This is a genomic window from Nitrospira sp., assembly GCA_016715825.1.
In the GTDB taxonomy this organism is placed as follows: domain Bacteria; phylum Nitrospirota; class Nitrospiria; order Nitrospirales; family Nitrospiraceae; genus Nitrospira_D.
Genome location: JADJXO010000001.1, coordinates 698025 through 715618 on the forward strand (window position 1 = coordinate 698025; position 17594 = coordinate 715618).

Annotated in this window: 22 protein-coding genes and 1 tRNA gene; 7 read left to right on the plus strand and 16 right to left on the minus strand. The window is 54.9% G+C overall.

The window, feature by feature from the left end; genetic code table 11:
• Positions 1–141 precede the first annotated feature (141 nt).
• The 5 genes from IPM58_03460 to IPM58_03480 form a co-directional block, all read right to left on the minus strand.
• Positions 142–573, minus strand: a complete 432-nt coding sequence (locus IPM58_03460) for a RusA family crossover junction endodeoxyribonuclease (protein MBK9306147.1) — start codon at positions 571–573, stop codon at positions 142–144.
• 174 nt (positions 574–747) lie between these two features.
• The gene (locus tag IPM58_03465) at positions 748–1188 is read right to left on the minus strand and encodes a hypothetical protein (protein ID MBK9306148.1); all 441 of its coding nucleotides are present in this window, start codon (positions 1186–1188) and stop codon (positions 748–750) included.
• Positions 1189–1202: 14 nt separating this feature from the next.
• Entirely contained in the window at positions 1203–1373 is a 171-nt protein-coding gene (locus IPM58_03470) for a helix-turn-helix domain-containing protein (protein ID MBK9306149.1), read from the minus strand.
• A gap of 135 nt (positions 1374–1508) precedes the next feature.
• Positions 1509–1853, minus strand: a complete 345-nt coding sequence (locus tag IPM58_03475) for a zinc ribbon domain-containing protein (GenBank protein ID MBK9306150.1) — start codon at positions 1851–1853, stop codon at positions 1509–1511.
• Positions 1854–1857: 4 nt separating this feature from the next.
• Positions 1858–2673 (minus strand): ComF family protein, encoded by an 816-nt coding sequence (locus IPM58_03480; GenBank protein MBK9306151.1) that lies wholly within the window; start codon positions 2671–2673, stop codon positions 1858–1860.
• A 146-nt stretch (positions 2674–2819) separates the two neighbouring features.
• On the opposite strand from IPM58_03480, the gene IPM58_03485 reads away from it, so the two are divergent.
• Entirely contained in the window at positions 2820–3518 is a 699-nt protein-coding gene (locus IPM58_03485; GenBank protein MBK9306152.1) for an ABC transporter ATP-binding protein, read from the plus strand.
• Positions 3518–4444 carry a dihydroorotate oxidase gene (locus IPM58_03490; protein MBK9306153.1) on the plus strand — a complete coding sequence of 309 codons (927 nt, stop codon included), beginning with the start codon at positions 3518–3520 and terminating at the stop codon, positions 4442–4444. Before IPM58_03485 ends, IPM58_03490 begins: the two co-directional genes overlap by 1 nt.
• 2 nt (positions 4445–4446) lie before the next feature.
• On the opposite strand, the gene IPM58_03495 is transcribed toward IPM58_03490, so the two are convergent.
• A complete protein-coding gene (locus IPM58_03495; GenBank protein ID MBK9306154.1) occupies positions 4447–4923 on the minus strand; it encodes a response regulator transcription factor in 477 nt (158 codons plus the stop codon).
• Between IPM58_03495 and IPM58_03500 the strand changes: the two genes are divergently transcribed.
• Positions 4879–7491, plus strand: a complete 2613-nt coding sequence (locus tag IPM58_03500; GenBank protein ID MBK9306155.1) for an FtsX-like permease family protein — start codon at positions 4879–4881, stop codon at positions 7489–7491. The genes IPM58_03495 and IPM58_03500 overlap by 45 nt on opposite strands.
• A 10-nt stretch (positions 7492–7501) precedes the next feature.
• Here the strand turns inward: IPM58_03500 and IPM58_03505 are convergent, their stop codons facing one another.
• Together IPM58_03505 and IPM58_03510 are read right to left on the minus strand one after the other, a co-directional pair.
• A complete protein-coding gene (locus tag IPM58_03505) occupies positions 7502–7864 on the minus strand; it encodes a DUF3703 domain-containing protein (protein ID MBK9306156.1) in 363 nt (120 codons plus the stop codon).
• A 130-nt stretch (positions 7865–7994) separates the two neighbouring features.
• Positions 7995–8070 (minus strand) — tRNA-Met (locus tag IPM58_03510).
• Positions 8071–8210: 140 nt separating this feature from the next.
• Here IPM58_03510 and IPM58_03515 point away from each other — a divergent pair.
• Positions 8211–9074 carry an SDR family oxidoreductase gene (locus tag IPM58_03515; protein MBK9306157.1) on the plus strand — a complete coding sequence of 288 codons (864 nt, stop codon included), beginning with the start codon at positions 8211–8213 and terminating at the stop codon, positions 9072–9074.
• Between the two features lie 59 nt (positions 9075–9133).
• Here IPM58_03515 and IPM58_03520 read toward each other — a convergent pair whose 3' ends face one another.
• The 4 genes from IPM58_03520 to IPM58_03535 form a co-directional block, all read right to left on the minus strand.
• Positions 9134–9577: a hypothetical protein gene (locus IPM58_03520; protein MBK9306158.1), complete on the minus strand. Its 444-nt coding sequence runs from the start codon at positions 9575–9577 to the stop codon at positions 9134–9136.
• A gap of 46 nt (positions 9578–9623) precedes the next feature.
• Entirely contained in the window at positions 9624–10811 is a 1188-nt protein-coding gene (locus IPM58_03525) for a hypothetical protein (GenBank protein MBK9306159.1), read from the minus strand.
• Positions 10812–10861: 50 nt separating this feature from the next.
• Complete coding sequence (locus IPM58_03530) at positions 10862–11077, minus strand: hypothetical protein (protein MBK9306160.1); 216 nt, start codon at positions 11075–11077, stop codon at positions 10862–10864.
• Between the two features lie 280 nt (positions 11078–11357).
• Entirely contained in the window at positions 11358–12080 is a 723-nt protein-coding gene (locus IPM58_03535) for a chlorite dismutase family protein (GenBank protein MBK9306161.1), read from the minus strand.
• A gap of 147 nt (positions 12081–12227) precedes the next feature.
• Here IPM58_03535 and IPM58_03540 point away from each other — a divergent pair, with 147 nt between their 5' ends.
• From IPM58_03540 to thpR, 3 genes are read left to right on the plus strand one after another with little or no spacing between them, the layout of a single operon-like run.
• Positions 12228–12824 carry a hypothetical protein gene (locus IPM58_03540; protein MBK9306162.1) on the plus strand — a complete coding sequence of 199 codons (597 nt, stop codon included), beginning with the start codon at positions 12228–12230 and terminating at the stop codon, positions 12822–12824.
• 15 nt (positions 12825–12839) lie between these two features.
• Complete coding sequence (locus IPM58_03545) at positions 12840–14132, plus strand: competence/damage-inducible protein A (GenBank protein MBK9306163.1); 1293 nt, start codon at positions 12840–12842, stop codon at positions 14130–14132.
• Positions 14129–14728: an RNA 2',3'-cyclic phosphodiesterase gene (gene thpR, locus IPM58_03550; GenBank protein ID MBK9306164.1), complete on the plus strand. Its 600-nt coding sequence runs from the start codon at positions 14129–14131 to the stop codon at positions 14726–14728. The genes IPM58_03545 and thpR overlap by 4 nt, the downstream gene beginning before the upstream one ends.
• A gap of 22 nt (positions 14729–14750) precedes the next feature.
• Here the strand turns inward: thpR and IPM58_03555 are convergent, their stop codons facing one another.
• The 4 genes from IPM58_03555 to IPM58_03570 all read right to left on the minus strand — a co-directional run bounded on the left by IPM58_03555 (position 14751) and on the right by IPM58_03570 (position 17135).
• Positions 14751–15296, minus strand: coding sequence for an ankyrin repeat domain-containing protein (locus IPM58_03555; protein ID MBK9306165.1), 546 nt, complete (start codon positions 15294–15296; stop codon positions 14751–14753).
• A 157-nt stretch (positions 15297–15453) separates the two neighbouring features.
• Entirely contained in the window at positions 15454–16524 is a 1071-nt protein-coding gene (locus IPM58_03560) for an alkene reductase (protein ID MBK9306166.1), read from the minus strand.
• Between the two features lie 69 nt (positions 16525–16593).
• Positions 16594–16824, minus strand: coding sequence for a YgiT-type zinc finger protein (locus tag IPM58_03565; GenBank protein MBK9306167.1), 231 nt, complete (start codon positions 16822–16824; stop codon positions 16594–16596).
• Positions 16825–16826: 2 nt separating this feature from the next.
• Positions 16827–17135 carry a DUF4258 domain-containing protein gene (locus tag IPM58_03570; GenBank protein ID MBK9306168.1) on the minus strand — a complete coding sequence of 103 codons (309 nt, stop codon included), beginning with the start codon at positions 17133–17135 and terminating at the stop codon, positions 16827–16829.
• Positions 17136–17594: the final 459 nt, after the last annotated feature.

Consider the following 17594-nt stretch of genomic DNA (forward strand, 5'->3'; position numbering starts at 1 on the left):
CAATTTGCAGATCAGAGATTGAGATGCGCTGGGATGTCATCGTTAGAGCAGGATATGTGGGCTCCATGACATGAAAGTAAGGCTCTTATAGATCGGTCAGAAGGAACGAAAACTGTAGCTGGAGAGCGAGGATGCCCGTTGCTAAGGTAACGTGGGCGAGGGAGGAAGGGTGGAAAGCGAGAGCTCAATACGAGGGCTCACCTTATCCACGTGCTTGTATAGATGGGTTTCGACGATGCGATTATCGTTGATACCGAGCCCCTCGCAGACGGCATCTTGAGTGATTTTGAGACCTCCATCGAGATCACGGCGCAACGAGGAGGCAAAGAAAAATTTAATTGAGATGACCAATGGTTCAGAGAGGAGTCGATCTCGTAGCGTGATCTTGAACGGGGATCGTACTAAGACTAACCATACCTGGTGCCCTACCTGTGTTTTGTAGGCTCGCCCCGCAGAGGAAAGCACACGGCGTCCGTTCACGGTTGCGTACTGATGGTTGATGCTGGGCGGGATCGGTAGAGTGACAGTGAGTTCGTTTGAGGTGACACCCGACGGGTACCATGTTTTCCCCATGGCGGTGGTTGAGGGCAACCGGTCTGATTCGACCGCTACTCTCGGATGCCGTATGGACGGTCGAGTGATTGAAGGAGCGGAAAGCCTTTTCCCGCGTCGATGGGAGATGGTCCGAGATGGAAAAATTGTTGTGCGATCATGATGGGGGAGTTGGCTCGATGACATGTGCTCGGGCTATAGGAGGTTTTGGATCTTTGCCATGTTTTGCTCGTACCGATCTTCCGTACGGGCAATATACCGACGCCAGTCGCTTGGGTTCCAGATTTCCATTCTGTGATAGAGGCCGACGAGGATGATTTCCTGATCTTCATCAACCGGGACGAGCTTCCGCAAGCGGCTTGGGATCAAGATCCGCCCAGTCTTATCGATGTCGGATGGGCCGGCCTCTGAAACCACGCAATGCATGAAAAGGCGACTCTGGTCCTCATCTAACGAGGTCCGGGTTCGTTCGAGGACCTTCTCCCATTCCTTCGTTGAATAGATCAATAAGGATTGCTCCGGTCCCTTGAGAAACATCACCGTTTCGCCATCGGCCTCAATTTGTTCACGAATAGGTGAGGGAACGATGAAGCGTCCCTTGTCATCAAGCTTGCAGAGGTACTCACCAGCGAACATCTGGACAACCTAATTTAGGAGCCGGTGGAAGATCTGGTTCGGTCTCGTATCCATTGCTCTAAGTCTGAACGCACAAATCGCCACTCTTTTCCCAGTTTGAAGGCTGGAATCTGTCGGCTTCGGAGATACCGGTAGAGCGTGCGCTGCGTGATCTTGAGGTAACGGCATGTTTCTGTCGCCGTCATCAGTTCGCTTTTTGGGGAGCTCCGCATGATTCTGCATTACAACTGGACCGGTGAGAACCACGCTACCCTCCAGTACTTATGGACATTCTAGAGGTCATCGTACAAATGTCAAGCGAAAATATATGACAGTGTATGTCAAAGACTGTCGGTATGGTCGGTCGATTCCTCACCTCCGTGAGGCTTGGTCGTCATAGCTTCTTCTAGGTCACTCACATCTTCCCCCATTTCCTGTCCCATTTCCTTCATAAACCGAGCAACGCTCGTTGGGTCATTCTCATCGAGATGACCAAGCTCGCTTGGATCCATCAGTGATTCAAGCCTCGCGTCTTCCGACTTTGGAGAAGAAAATCTGGACAGGAGCCGGTCCATGTTTGGGCTGTCGCAGTGGCGACACCGAGCCGAACCGGGAGGCCCAACGGTTAGGGTTAGAATAGAACTTCGTCGATGGCATTGCTGGCAGCGGTATTCGTATATCGGCACGGATTTAGACTCCGAACGGTTCGAAAGGGTGTCGGTGTGGAACAGGAACACGATCTGGAATGAGATCATGATCCAGAGTTCGACCTAATGTGAGTACCAGGACATCGGATGAACCCGCCTTGCGCAATGACTTCGCACACTCGTTGACGGTCGTACCGGTTGTGAAGACATCGTCGATGAGAAGAACCCGTTTCTTCATGATCTCATCAGGAAAGCGCAACGCGAATGCTCCACGTAGGTTCTTGAAGCGATTCTGTTTGGTGAGGGAAGTTTGGGGAGGAGAGGGGGTTGTGCGTATGAGGTTGGTGTACGAGACAGAAATGCCCAGTGCGCGTCCGATCTGATCAGCGAGGAGCAACGATTGATTAAATTCTCGTTGACGAAGTCTTTCAGCGTGCAAGGGAACCGGTATGATCACATCCACACGATCGAGGAACGGGAGTTGCTGGGTCATCAGCGCCCCAAGAGCCGATGCCAATGACACCTTGCCTCGATACTTGAATAGACAGATGGCGTCACGGAGGGGTGAGGTGTAGGGGTAGAGAGTCCATGCTCTCGTGTACGAAGGTGGACGCATGAGGCATGATTGGCACATGTGGTAAGGACTGTAGGCAGTGGCGATGGCTGACGGAAATGGACGGTCGCACCGTGAGCATCGGACGGGAGGCATCAGTACGATCGTGCGCCAGCAATCGGTACAAAAATGAGGAGTCGGATCATCGGTCAGGGAGGAACCGCAGATCGAACAATGAACCGGCAGCACAAATCGAATCGTACGGCGTACGAGTCCTGGCATCCAGTCTGCGATACAGCGGCCCATCACCCGACCTCATCTCTTCCGTCCGGACCATCTCTTTATGGCGAAGTCCTATCGGCTGTCAAGGTTGTCGCTTTTTGATTCGTTGTGCTATAGGAATGCGAACATGTAGATTGATCAGGGGTCGTCGGTCCGGAGTGAGCAACCGAATGGTCAGGCTGAGACATTTATATAAAACCCATGCACGCGGTCAAGCCATGGTTTCGGCATTGCAGGACGTGAATTTGGAAATTCAATACGGAGAGTTTTGTACATTTGTCGGGCCGAGTGGATGTGGAAAAAGTACGCTGCTTAACCTCGTGGCTGGTTTGGATAACCCCACCTCAGGAGAAATCGTACTCGATGGACGGTCAACGACACAGCTGACCAGTTATGAATGGACCAGGATCCGACGTGAAACAATCGGTATTGTCTTTCAAGCCTTTCACCTTGTTCATGGATTAACGGCGGAAGAAAACATCGCATTGCCCCTGATGTTACGGGGAGATGAAGGACGGGAGGTTAGGAAGCGAGTCGACGAACTATTGGAACGAGTGGGGATGGCCCATAGGCGGCTCCATAGGCCTGCGGAACTCTCCGGCGGGGAACAACAACGTGTTGCGATTGCGAGAGCGTTGGTCCATCGGCCTCGTCTCCTCCTGGCCGATGAACCCACGGGCAATCTCGATTCCCATCATGGAGCAGAGATCATGGCACTCATTCGGGATCTGGCGACCTCAGGAGGACACACGGTTCTCTTGGTGACTCACAGCACACAGGCAGCGCAAGCTGGGGACTATACGTGGGCTATGCGGGATGGACAATTGATCTCCCGCACGCCCCGACAAGCCGGCGTGGTCGTTTTATGATGAACCTATCGACGACGATCGCCGGTGTTACATTTCCGAGCTGCTTCATGAACGCAGCTGGGGCACTGTGCGTGACGCAGGATGAACTTGAAGCACTGGGCCGGTCCGGTGCCGGGGCGATCGTCACCAAGTCGATGACGATCGAAGCACGCCAAGGCAATCCTGAGCCACGGTATTACGGGTTTCTTGGTGGATCCATTAATTCGATGGGGTTGCCGAACCTTGGATATAAAGCCTATGCGGAATTAATTCCTCACCTCAAACGCTTCGGGAAGCCCATCATCGCGAGTGTGGCTGGACTTGGGGAGGACGATTTCCCCACGATTGCTGAATACATCAATGCAGTCGGTCCGGACCTCATTGAGGTGAATCTTTCTTGCCCGAATATTCCCGGCAAGCCTCAGATTGGTTACGATCCAGACGCTTCTGAGCGCCTCCTCAAGAGGGTCCGACCAAAAGTGACGGTGCCGATGGGAGTCAAGCTGCCCCCGTACTTTGACCCGGCGCATCATCAGGTCATGGGGACGGTGCTTGGTCGATGTGGTGTCGACTTTCTCAGTTTGATCAATTCGGTGGGGAATGGATTGGTGGTGGACCCGGAGCGAGAAACGGTGGTCATTAAGCCGAAAGGCGGATTTGGTGGGGTGGGTGGGCGAATGATTAAACCGGTGGCATTGGCCAATGTCCGAGCCTTCTTTAAGTTCTTTAAGGGGGACATGCCCATCATCGGTACCGGAGGAATTGTTGAGGGAATCGACGCATTCGAACATTTCTTGTGCGGCGCTTCGGCTGTTCAAATCGGTACAGTGTTAGTTGAGGAAGGGTTGGACGTCTTTGGCCGGCTTGAAGCAGAACTGAGCGTGGTCTTGAGAAGGAAAGGATACCAGTCGATTCAGGAATGCCGAGGACGGCTTAACGAACTCTGACGCTACTTACCGGTGAAATTGCGAGGCAACAGCTTCTGCTGGAGGGCTTGACGCAGAAGTTGTGCGACGTTTCGAACATCAAGCCGATGCATCAAATTGAACCGATGCACCTCAACCGTTCGGACACTGATCTTCAGGGACCCGGCAATTTCTCGATTGGTATGGCCGAGAGCGACGAGGCGCAGGATCTCACGTTGCCGAGGGGTAATGTGTGGTGTGGTCTTGGATCGGCGAACGGTCCGTTTCGATCGAGCTGGGGCGACACATTTGTGCTTAGTCATCGGGGCTCCTTCTCCATATTCGTTTGAAGTGTAGCAAATGATGGAAATTCTGTAAACGAAATGACCGATATGCGCAGAGATCCGATCCACTTCATCCCCTACAGGCTGTGCCAAATGCGTCCATTGCCGTAGGATCTGGTGTTCTCCAAGGCAATGCTCACATTTATCAAGGTTGTCGTCCTTATCCTCCTCTCCCATCTCCGACAGTGGCCGTTACGGACGCTGCTCACCATTGTCGGTGTCTCCTTAGGCGTGTCAGCCTCTGTCGCCGTACGAACCGCGAATATTGATGTGCTCCGTTCATTTGAACAGGCTGTGCTCACGGTGGCCGGTCCGACCACGTTGGAAGTCGCCGGGGATGACACGGGACTCGATGAGCAGGTTGTTACCTCTGTACGAATGGTTCCCGGTGTGATATCGGCATCCCCAGTGATTATCCAAACAGCCGTGCGGATGCATGACAATCAACCTGGCGAAGCCATCCAAGTCCTGGGGCTTGACGTGTTGGACGAACTCCAGAGGCGAGGCTTCCAGGTGGATCAGCCAGAGACAGAAGGCCAGCTCATGCGCATGGTCGATCCACAGGCCCTGTTCTTGGGCGCGGCATTGGCGAATGAGTGGCAGCTTATCGCCGGGGATGACATCGATCTCTTAGTCGGAACCGGGCGCCTTCAGTTCCGAGTTGTCGGGATCCTTCACGGGGAGTCAGATCGGAGTTCCTCCTGGGAACGGATGGCCCTCATGGACATTGCGGCCGCACAGATCGCATTTGGTCTGGTGGGAAAAGTTGATCGGCTTGATATTGTTACCGACACAAATCTGTCCATTGAAGACGTGGGAGAGCGGATAAAAATGGTCCTCCCTCCCCATGTGATTGTCGAGCGGCCTGCCAATCGGACCAGTCAAGTTGAACAAATGCTCGGTGCGTTCCGCATGAACTTGACCGTTTTGAGTTGGGTTGGCCTGTTGGTTGGGATGTTCCTGATATACAACACGATGGCATTTGCTGTCGCCCAGCGTAGACGTGAAATCGGTATCTATCGGGCGATCGGGATGAGTCAGTCTCGGATTGCCGTTCTCTTTCTGCTGGAGGCCGCACTCTATGGGTTCATGGGCGGAGTGTTCGGAAGCGCAGCAGGCATCGTGTTGGCTCACGAACTGATCATACTCCTGAGTCGGACCATTTCAGACCTCTATGTTCCGGTCGGAATCGGCGCGAGCAGTCTGCTCCGGACGGAGTTCGTAGGAGGGATTGTGATCGAAGGAATCCTGATTGGATGTGGAGTCTCCATGATCGGGGCCATCGGTCCCAGTTTGGATGCGAGCCGAACCACGCCGGTCAAGGCTCTCGCCCCAGGTGACTATGAGGCCAGCCAACAGCTACGTGTCGGAACTCTCGCCGTTATGGGTGTGGTGTTGCTCATGGGGGCTGGACTCCTGAGTTGGGCTGGGCCTATTGGAGGGGTTCCGCTTTTGGGGTACGCGGCAACATTGTGTCTATTGGCGGGATTGGCCTGTTTGGCTCCGATCTGTGTCTCCGGAGTGCACAGACGGCAATATACGGATCGGGAACCTGTCGTGTCGGGTGTGATGAGAGGGATTGCGGTGGAGCATGCCGCTCGCAATCCAGGACGGAATGGGGTCACCGTCTCTGCCTTCATGGTGGGACTCGCGATCATGATCGGGGTGCTCGTGATGGTGCGGAGTTTTCGCCATACCGTGGAAGTTTGGGTCACGGACACGGTGCTGGCTGATCTTGTCGTTGCTCCCTCGATGTGGTTGCGCGGAACGGAAATAGGAACTGTCGGCCGGAGCTTACCTGCATCGTGGCTGGGCATCTTGGCCTCCGATCCCGATGTTGCCGCAGTCGATAGTTATCGTGATGTGCGTATAGAGGTGAACGGCCAGCGCGTCGCGGTCGTTTCACGCGATCTCCGGTTGCATGCGCAATGGAGCCGGTATCTGGTGCGAAGCGGTGATTCGTCCGAGTCGCTCAATCGTGCCGCTGAGATCGGTGGGCTACTCGTGTCGGAGGTGTTGGCGAACAGATTGGGAGTTGAAGAAGGCTCGATGCTCGAAGTCATCACGCCGAGTGGTGTTCGACGATTTCCAATCGTGGCCGTGTTTTATGACTATTCGACTGACGGTGGGAAACTGCTTATGGACCGGGCCCTGTACCAATCACTTTGGCACGATGACCTCGTCACGGTATTTCCAGTGTATCTGCGGGATGGAACGAATCTCGATGCCGTGAGGGCGCGAATGACCACACGGTTGAGTACCTCCGCCAATGGCAGTCTTCCACCGCTAGTCATCAGTAATATCGAACTACGGAAAGAGATTCTTGAGATCTTTGATCGGACATTCCTATTGACGTATGTCCTGGAGGCCATCGCGGTTGTGATCGCTATGCTCGGGATCGTGAATACGCTGATCACCTCCGTTCTCGAACGGCGCCGGGAGTTTTCGACGTTGCGTGCCATTGGTGGCAGCTCGACACAAATTCATCAGCTGGTGCTATGGGAGGCAGCGTACCTCGGTGCGGTTGGCATTGTCTTGGGACTGATCGGAGGTGGCTTGCTCTCGCTCTTATTGATTAAGGTCATCAATCGACAATCATTTGGCTGGACGATCCAGATGATTATTCCTATCGGATCGCTGATCCAGGCGGTCTCGTTGGCAGGAGTGGCCACGTTTGTGGCGGGGTATTTCCCAGCGAGGTGGGCAGCCCGACAACCGATCGTGGAGGGATTGCGGGAGGAGTAAGGGATGTGGGTTAATCGGCCTTTGCGCCTCGTCCGTACTTGTCCAAAAGGATTTGAAGGTCATCGGGAATTGTCATCGACTTGAACGGGGGAACACGGGAGCCACCGGTATTGCCTACCGGCACCCAAATCTGTGAGAACAGCAGCGATCCAAGGATCCTCGGAATCTGACCACTAATCTCAACGACGTCTCGGCATTTCCATCCAACTTTCAGCATCCACCAGTGGGCTCGCGCATGGGCGATCGGGAAGGATTGCCCAAGGATATGAGCACGCTCAAGGTGCGTAAATGCAGGCCTCAGATGGCCGGCCTCGTACAGCTCAGCGGCTGCGGTCATCTCTCGCTGGTAGGCCTGTCGGAGTTGGGGGTGCATCATGGTCCGGGAAGGAACGGCTCTCTACAGCATGCGTCAGCAGTAAACAACTAGGCGCTTGGGGATCGTACCTATGCGCACTAGTCACGATAAGACAATGAATAGAACACGGGGCAACCGAGGGTTGGGTTGGTGGCGGTGGGCCGGATTGAACGGCCGACCCGCGGCTTATGAGTCCGCTGCTCTGCCAACTGAGCTACACCGCCACGTAAGACTGAGAAAGATTCGATAATAGCCGAACAGGAAGATCTATGTCTACTGATTGTGTAGGGAAACGATTCGCAATGTGTGGACGAAGGCACTCGAAACCCAGTATGGTTCTCTCGTTGATTTTTGAGAGAGTTATATGACGAGCGAACGCAATCAGGCGGTGGTCATCACGGGAGCGTCGACGGGCATCGGAGCGGCCTGTGCGCTGCATCTTGATCGATTGGGTTTCAGCGTGTTTGCCGGCGTGCGAAGGCTAGAGGACGGGCTGGCCCTTCAAAAAATTGGCTCAGATCGCTTGGTGCCGATTGCGCTCGATGTCACAGATCCTTCGACCATCCACAGCGCTCATGCATTAGTGTCAAAAGCTACGGGGAGCAAGGGATTATCTGGCTTGATCAATAACGCTGGGATTGCGGTGGTCGCTCCCTTAGAAGCTGTTCCCATTCCAGACCTCAGACAACAGCTCGAAGTCAACGTCATCGGACAGGTTGCGGTCACGCAAAGGTTTCTTCCGCTCATACGACAGGCTCGGGGGCGAATCATCAATATGGGGTCTATTGCTGGTCTCTCGACGATGCCGCTCATGGGACCATATTCCGCATCGAAATATGCGCTGGAAGCGATCACGGATGCGCTCCGCTTGGAAGTTCAGCAATGGGGTATCCATGTGTCGATCATCGAACCGGGTGCGATTACGACGCCGATCTGGGACAAGACCACGAGTGATGCCAACCGCCGAGAGGCGTCACTCTCTCATGAAATGCGGATACTCTATGATCCGGTGGTCGCTGAAGTGAGACGGGTGGTCAAGGAGGCCGCCCAGAGGGCGATCCCCGCCGAAGTGGTTGCGAAGGTCGTGGAAGAGGCGCTGACCGCACGCTCGCCTAAAACGCGGTATCTGGTTGGTAAGGATGCCAAGTTGCGTGCGCTTATGGCCTACCTGCTCCCCGATCGCGTGTCAGACAAACTGTTGAGCTGGATTCTTCAACTGCCTCGCTGAGGGGAAGACCACGTGGTGGAGCTGGATCACGTACGCGCCGAACGGCACCGCGGCCGTGGTCAGCCGACGAGATCTGGATTCATGCGGGTCAACGGCCTGACAGAGAGGGCCTTGATCTCGTTATAGACGATTTTGCGACCTACCTGGCGGAGACGGCTGAAGACACCTTCAACGATCACCTGATCGCCTTCATGGACCTCCACCTGCCCCAGACTTACGACCTTCAGGGTGCCGGCGGGATCTTGGAGCAAAAACCCATAGGCCGGCTGTCCTTGACGATTCGTGGCTAGCTGCACGTTCATCACTTTCCCGGTGACCATGACATCCAGGTGATCATACTGCTCGGGATGTGCCAAGAGTTCGGCGATTTCGATGAGACCCCCAGCGAATACCGGCGTGGCCGCACCGATGGTAATCGCGATGAGCAGGATGTATGAGAAAAAACAACCGCGAATCGTGGCTACCAACATACGATTGACCTGAGAGAGGGGGGTGACCTTCATCGAAGGCAATTATACCGAATGACTTTAGATTGGCAAGGAAGAATATTTACCACTTGTCAGAGAATCTTCCGCTGACGTCTTCTCCGATAAAGTTATGTAGAATCTGGCGTTGCAAGTCCGTGAGCTCTCCGTGCCCCGCGTCTCGCTCTCGTAAAGCTGGTTCAGATTCTTTAGAAGTCGGTCGTGATCGGGCAAGTAAAAGTTCGTCCAATGCGTCAGGACTGCGATCAACGTCCTTTTGTATGGCGATCAACCGCTGCAGTCCGAACAGCGTCCTGGTGATTTCAGTATGCATCGCATTTGAACTGGCCCCAAAGACGAGCGAGTTCCAAAGCTTCGTCTCGATTGCTTCCGATATGCCGAGGACTGCATACGCCGTGAGTTTTTCGAGTAACGCGGTCTCAGTTCCTTCAAGCCCGTCATACGTCGGAATCGAGCGCTCAATGGGACGCTGGGAAAGTACCTGCATTGTTTCTTTCCAAAGATCCTGAGACGGGACTAGATTCCCGCCCGTGTGAAGGGCTGACCCGGAACGTTTGGCTTGGATGGCCAGGAGGTACTGGGCCAGGAACTTTACCTTGCGGGCGGCAAGCGTGCTGGCTGGAATTCCCCAAATATGACCGATTTCATGATCCTGCAGCGTGGTGAAATCCGACGATTGACGTTCCCGTTCCGCGAGAGTCAGGCGTTTTTTAAACCGCTCAGCAAAACGAAGCTGTGTTTGCATGTCAACCACAAGGCGATGGTTCTGATACTCATCGGGAGTGATCTCATCCTTGTTCCAGGCTTCTTCCAACAGGCGGAGTGTGGTCGATGGAACGGCTGAACGAGCCTGTGTCTTCAACGTATGAAGAGTCTCTGCCGACACTCCCCGGGCGAGCAACAGCGTCTCCGCCCGAACAGCCAAGGCATCGGCCATCTGCACGAGATGTTCAAGCGCAACACATTGCAGCCAGGTCCTCTCCCGGCGAAGTCGAGCTCGTCGGCTGTACTCGTTCCGTCGATCGATCATTGCCGTGATCGAATCCTGTGTCATCGTGGTGACGGGCTTTTTCCCAGAGACACAACGAGGGTCAGGACGATCGGCGACCATGAAGAGAATTTCGTCGTGCGTCACATCCAGGTATTGGAGCAACAGAAGTCGAAGGATAATACGGCCCTGGATCGGCAAGCCGGCAATGGTCTCTTCGATCAGGTCTGCGGTCAGCGTCGGCGAAATCAATGTGGTTGTCATGGTGCGTCAATTACTGCTTCATGTGAGGAGGAGGCAAAACCATATCACGGTTAGGCCGTACCTGTCTGTGGCTGTCGCTCAAGCTGAAGGGCCACGTATTCACGAATATCCTGAATCGTTCCGGTAATAAACATTTCTCGGGGAATTTCTACCCGTACGAGTTGTGATGGGTCGATACCGCGATCCTGTGCGTACGCCTCATCGACATACAGGCTTACAGAGCCGTCCGGAAAACGTCGTGCATACAGAGCAGTCGAATCACTCATGACGATTGAATTGTATCGATATCGTAGTGGCTAGAGGTATCACAGGGCTTGTGAGGCTGTCAAAGAGGTCCCTAGTCGAGATACTCAACGGATGGCTTTCATCCGCCCATCGTGATCTGGAACGAACTGAGATCACCGGATGGCGGAGGAACCTGCTTGATCGATTCTGTACATAAAGGAGAACGGCTTCCGGTCGCGTGACCGGAAGCCGTTCTCTAGTACCGACGTTCCCGTAACCAGAAAGCGGCTAGTGGCAACCTTCACCACCTAATGCATCGGCTTAGCCGCCTAATGTATCGAGAGTTTCCTTGAGGCTCTTGCGAATACAGGTGAAAATCGGCGTATCACGCAGTGTATAGCGTGAACCTTCGGTTTCGCGCAGCGCCATCACCAAGTCCAGAAAATCTTCCGGCTTGTCGCTTTCAAACGCCACCACCCACTCTTGATCGTCGAGTCCGAATGAGTAGGTCGTATTCAACTTCACCGAGGGGAACCGATGGCCTACTTCAATGTGTTCGTCCATCATGCCCTGCCGAGCCGCCTTGGTCAGCAAAAACCACTCGCGTGTCTTCAAGAATGGATACACAAAGATGTACTTGCTCTTCCCTGGGACGACGGTTAACCGTTTGCCTTCTTGGCCTGCATGCGAGTGATGATCCACGTACACGGATCGCTTGGTAATTGCCAGATACGAGTAGGGAGTCGTGAGATACTGCCCAAGGCCGGAGGCTAGGATCTTGGCGCCCATGTCCTGGAAGAGGTCCAGGTCGTAGCTGATTCGCCAGAGCATGAAGTCGCAGTCTCCACGGATCCCGACGGTTGAATAGGGAACGACCAACACTTGGCCATTAAAATCTTCAACGGCTCGTAAAAATTCCTGTTTGCCCTGTGTGCGTACGTCCTCGGGGAGGCGGCGCCACGCCGGGTCCACTTTGTAAAATATAAAGTTCACGTATTGCCGCCGCGGCGCTTGTGCGGCAGGGGGTGTTTCAGGAGTCGACATTCAAAGCTCCTTTAGTAGAAATGGACAATAAACTCTTCTTCTTTTTTTTGTTTCGTTTAGCATTTCCTCTTCTGTCTTGTCAACCTGACGGCGAGGCAGGGACGTGTTCGTTGACAGTGGAATGATGGTTCTGTTAGTCGCAATCGTATGCGATCTATCGGGCATTGGGCTATAGGATGTACCTCGGCGTTCCTGGTCAGCATCGGAGATCCCTCGGCAGCGATCGAGGTATATCCCTCATCCAAGCAGATCCAGGCCGCACTTGATCGGGGAACACACGCGGCAGCGCAGCATCAGCCGCCTGAGCAGTGGTATGCGCGCTTCGGAGGCAAGGAGGAGCTTGATGTCGGCGGGTTCCTGGTCACGAAACTCGGTGGTGTATCCGTGTTGGCAACCCACATGGCGCTACGAGGACTTGAGCCGAGCGCGGCCGACATTGCGCAGGTGGTTGACGTTACGACCATGCTGGTCAGTGCCGTGATCTTCGGGGACAGTTCTGCCTTTGCCATGGAGAGTTACATCGTGCTGGATCAAGGGGGAAGAGTCATTAAGCCTGTCACCGTACGTGTTGATGGACAAGCCACTCGAACGACAGCCTGGCCGGAGTCACCACGATTCACGGCCAAGGTTGTGGCGGCATTCCAGTATGCTGACTTTGATCCGAATGCGCACACGACCATTACGGTGTTTCCCGCGACCGGTGGAGAGATCCGCTTCGCGGTCAATTTTAAGGAAGTTGAATAGGTGCGATAGTTGGACATGCGAAGCTCTGTCGCCATCCACAGCCAGATTGCGGAAACTATTGCGATCGGCTCAGAACTTCTGGTCGGTGGACGGACCGACACCAACTCGCTATTCATTACTGAAGCACTTGGCGCAATAGGGATCGAGGTGAGGTTTAAATCCATTGTCGGAGACGATCAATCGGATATCGCTCAAGTGGTGAAGACGGCCTGTAGGCGTGCTCGAATCGTCATCCTGACCGGAGGGCTGGGACCCACAGTGGACGATTGCACCAGGGAGGCCGTTGCGGCCATCACCGGGTTTCGACTCGCTCGCCGTAAAGAAGCGCTTGAGGGAATGAAGATACGGTTAGCTCAATGGGGGCGGATACCGAATACAAGGCAATTGCGACAGGCCTTGATTCCGTCTGGAGCCACCGTGTTGCCCAACCCGGTTGGCTCAGCACCAGGCTTTGCCTTGGTATGGCGTGGGACACACATCATCGCGTTACCCGGTGTCCCGACTGAGATGCGTGCCATGGTCCAGCAGTCAGTTATTCCATATATGATCGCTCACCTCGAACGTACGCCCAGTCAATGTCGCCAACCACTGACCAGAATTGTGTTTCATACATGGGGCCTGCCGGAATCCGATGTAGACGCCAAGTTAAAAGGACTAATTCCAAAAAGGACTTCCGTTGCATTAGGGCTTCTCGCATCCCCGATCGGCGTGCTCGTGTCGCTGACCACGAGGGGCGAGAGTCGCCTGAAGGAAGGGGCTCTTTTGTCACTGGCCGAAGAGGTTCGTGGTCGACTGGGCGAGCGGGTCTATGCCGAAGGGCACGACACGATGGAGCAGGTAGTCGGCCGACTGTTGCGTCAACAGCGTCGGACGGTCGCTGTCGCCGAGTCGTGCACGGGGGGGCTCATTGGACAGCGATTGACACAGGTGCCCGGATCGTCGGCATACGTCGATCGCGTAGCCGTGTGTTACAGCAACCGGGCAAAAATCGAGATGCTCGGTGTTGCAGAAACGCTGTTGAATGAACATGGTGCGGTCAGCCGAGATGTCGCGGCGGCGATGGCCAAAGGCATGCGCGAACGCGCGGGCGTATCGGTGGCCTTGAGCGTGACAGGTATCGCCGGGCCAGGCGGTGCTACAGAGACCAAACCGATCGGGTTAGTCTATATCGGACTCGACGGTGGTAGTGACGATGTTATGACAAAAGAATGTCGATTCCACGGCGATCGGTCCGTCATTCAACAGCGTGCAGCGCAGGCCGCCCTCGATATACTTCGTCGATGGTTGGTCAGCAAAGGAACAACATGATTCGAACGTTCATTGCCGTCGAGGTAAGCAACGAGGTCAGAGCCGGGATCGTTCAGGTCCAGGAGGATCTCAAACAGCGGCTTGCAGGGCATCTTCCTACAGATATCCGTATGGCATGGGGGCAACCGAATTCGTTTCATCTCACGCTCAGGTTTCTTGGCAATACCGACAAGCAACTCCTCGATCCCATGCGCGAGGCCATGGCGATCGTACGCCGGTCTCACCCGACTATTCAGATCCCGCTCGATCGCCTTCAGGCGTTCCCGAATCTTCAAAAACCGCGGGTGCTCTGGGTGGGGCCGTCCGAACAGTGGGGTAAGGGGGACACGGCGCGCCAGCTGGCGGCCTTACATCAGGCGATCGAAGCCTGTTGCCACTCGTTGGGGTTTGCGCCGGACGACAAACTATTTAATCCTCATCTGACACTCGCGAGGATCAAAGCAGGTGAACGAGAAGTGGGACAGTGGTTGGCTCAAAGCGGGGTCTGTGAACGACCGCTCTCTCTCGGGGAGGTTCGGATTGGGCCGCTCGTGCTGGTGAAAAGCAGCCTGCGTCCGACCGGACCGGTGTATACGAAACTCTGGGAAGTGGAGTAGGCGGGGTGTGGGTAGCTTCGCGTCAGGGTTGGAGGAGTGGGATCAACGCCTCGTGGCCTTGTTTCTGAGCCAGATCCACTGGTCGTTCTCCGGATGACATCCTCGCGTTCTTATCCCCTCTGGCATTCAGCAACAAGGTGATAATGTCTTGATCGCCACGATAGGCGGCCACGTGCAGGAGCGTCACACCGCCAATGGATGGTTGGGCATTGACATCCACTCCATGGTCTAGGAGGATAGCGACGATATCCTTGTGCCCTTGTTGCACGGCGCTGAAGAGGGGCGTGATGCCATCCTGACTCACGGGATTGACAACGGCTCCTTTTCCCAAGAGCAAGAGCACGGTATCTCGATGGCCATGTTTCGCGGCCATGTGGAGCGGTGTCAGCCTGCGGTCGTTCGCGGCTTCCACACTCACACCCTGCGCAAGAAACGTGTCCACTCGAAGGAGATTTCCTTCCGCCGCCGCCATTCTCAGTTTCTCTTCAAGCGCAGTCGCGCAACTGGTTAAGAAAATGAGCGCAAGCGTACAGACTGCAAGGCTCAGACGGGGCCAGACCTGCGTCATTTCAACTCTCCTCGTTCTACGAGCATGGTGGTTGGAGATTACCGATCGAGTGCGTTCCGATGTTTTGTCTCTACCGTTCCATGCCACTGCATCGCAGTAGTTGATCAATAGTCTCAAGACGGCGATCAGGTTGGACTTCGTTGGGACGAATCAATGTCTACATCGCCAATGTCGGATAGTCACTATAGCCATCAGATCCGCCGCCATACAGTCGATCAAAATTTACCTCGTTGAGTAGGCCCTGCTTCGCAAAACGTTCGACGAGGTCCGGGTTGGCGATGTAGGGACGTCCGTAGACGATCGCATCGGCCGCTCCGCTGGCGACTGTGGATTCGCCGCTCTCGCGGGTGTAGCTCCCGTTGGTCATCAGGGTACCTTGGAAATGTCGGCGAGCGGTTGCCAAGATGGCTTGCTCTTCCGGCAGCGCATGATTCTCATGCCGGATTTCGAGAAAGGCGATCTTACGGTGACTCATTTCCTGTGCGACGTACGTCACTAGCGCGTCCGGTTGACTGTCGACCATATCGTTAAACGGGACCAGTGGTGATATCCGTACGGCCACACGCCCGGCGCCCCAGACGTTGATTGCTGCGTCCGTTACCTGTAGGAGAAACCGCGCACGGTTGGGGATAGAACCTCCATAGGAGTCCGTTCGGGCGTTCACACCGTCGCGCAAAAAGTTATCAATCAAGTAGCCGTGTGCACCATGGACCTGGACCCCGTCAAACCCTGACTGTTTGGCATTCTGCGCGGCGAGCCGGAACATCTCCACATACCGTGGGATCTCTGCTGTACGGAGCGCACGCGGGACTTCATACGGCTTGGTGCCTTGTGGAGTATTGGTCGTTTCATGACGGATTGGTTTAGCGCTACTGGAGACGGGCTGCTCGCCATTGTTTAGCAATGAGTGTGCGGCACGGCCAGGATGCCAGATCTGCATAAAGATCCGGCCACCCTTGTCATGCACCGCGTCCGTCACGCGTTTCCAACCGGCCACGTGCGCCGGGCTGTAAATCCCGCCTTCACCCATGAACGCGCAGGCATGGGCATCGACCATTGTGCATTCCGTCATGATGAGTCCACTCGACGCACGCTGGGAATAGTAGTCGACCATCATGTCGTTGGGAATGTGTGTCGAGCCAGCGCGCACGCGGGTCAGCGGGGCCATGACGATGCGGTTTGGTAAGAGGATCTCTCCGGCTTGGAGTGGGGTGAATAATGTGGGCATTGATATTCCTTTGAGTCAAAGGTGAATCGTGGTGAGAGAACGTATACGTGAGAGAATTATTCGAGAAAGCTAACGGTAGGCGAATACGTCCATCTGAATCGACTTAATCGGTTTAGCTTCTCCATGCACCATTCGGCGAACGCGCTCCGTGGTATCTCGGCTGAACACCGCCTCGCCGCAATGGAGACACACCGTTGCGGGGATCTGCTCAACTTGCACCGGCCTGCCATCGATGTCAAAAACCTCGCTGATGCGTTCCTCACAGCTTTCGGTTTTCCCGCACACATGACACCGGAACATCGCTACCTCCGTCTAGTGTAATCATACCACCCTGCAGGGTCTGGCTGATAGATCGTGATGATCTTCAGCAGATCGGAGTCCGCGCGAGAGACCTGAATGTGTATTGGCCGATCTGCTGCAGTGAACCCTAACAAGAGGCTACTGGGTGCGTACTTGTCCTCGGGATAGTCTTCAATAATCGAGGCCTCTGCTCCGGCCTGCCGGATTTCTGCGTCACTGATATTCCGTTCGACCGCACGTTTGAACGCATGATGGCTGAACTCGAATTCACCAGCGGAGAGTTGTCTGCGAACATCGTCCAGTGTTTTCATCGTGCGTGCTGCGACTATAGCGAAAGCCGTTCTTGAGCACAACACGGCGACAGACGGGGGGGCCGTCAAATGAACTGGTCTATGAGTGCTGCCTGCCGTGCGTAGGAAACGATGATATGGCTCGCCGATGCGCTGAAGTGAAAGAGGCAGGCTGACGAATATAGTGGAGGCTGGGGTAGAGGCTGATTCTATGGCCCTTCTCCTTGACAGCGCGATAGACCCAGCGTAAGAATTCGCAGCCCCAGTGTGGGTTCCGATAGTCATAAGGAGGGGTGGTAAAGCCTCGACCCTACCGTCAGCCCAAAAATTACTCGGTCACAAGGACCTCAACACCACCATGACCTACACGCACGTATTGAACAAGGGCGGCCACGGGGTGAAGAGTCCAGTCGATGGCCTATGTCCGGCTTATACAGACTGCATAAGACAATGAGCTATGAGCGGGAGTGGAGCAGAACA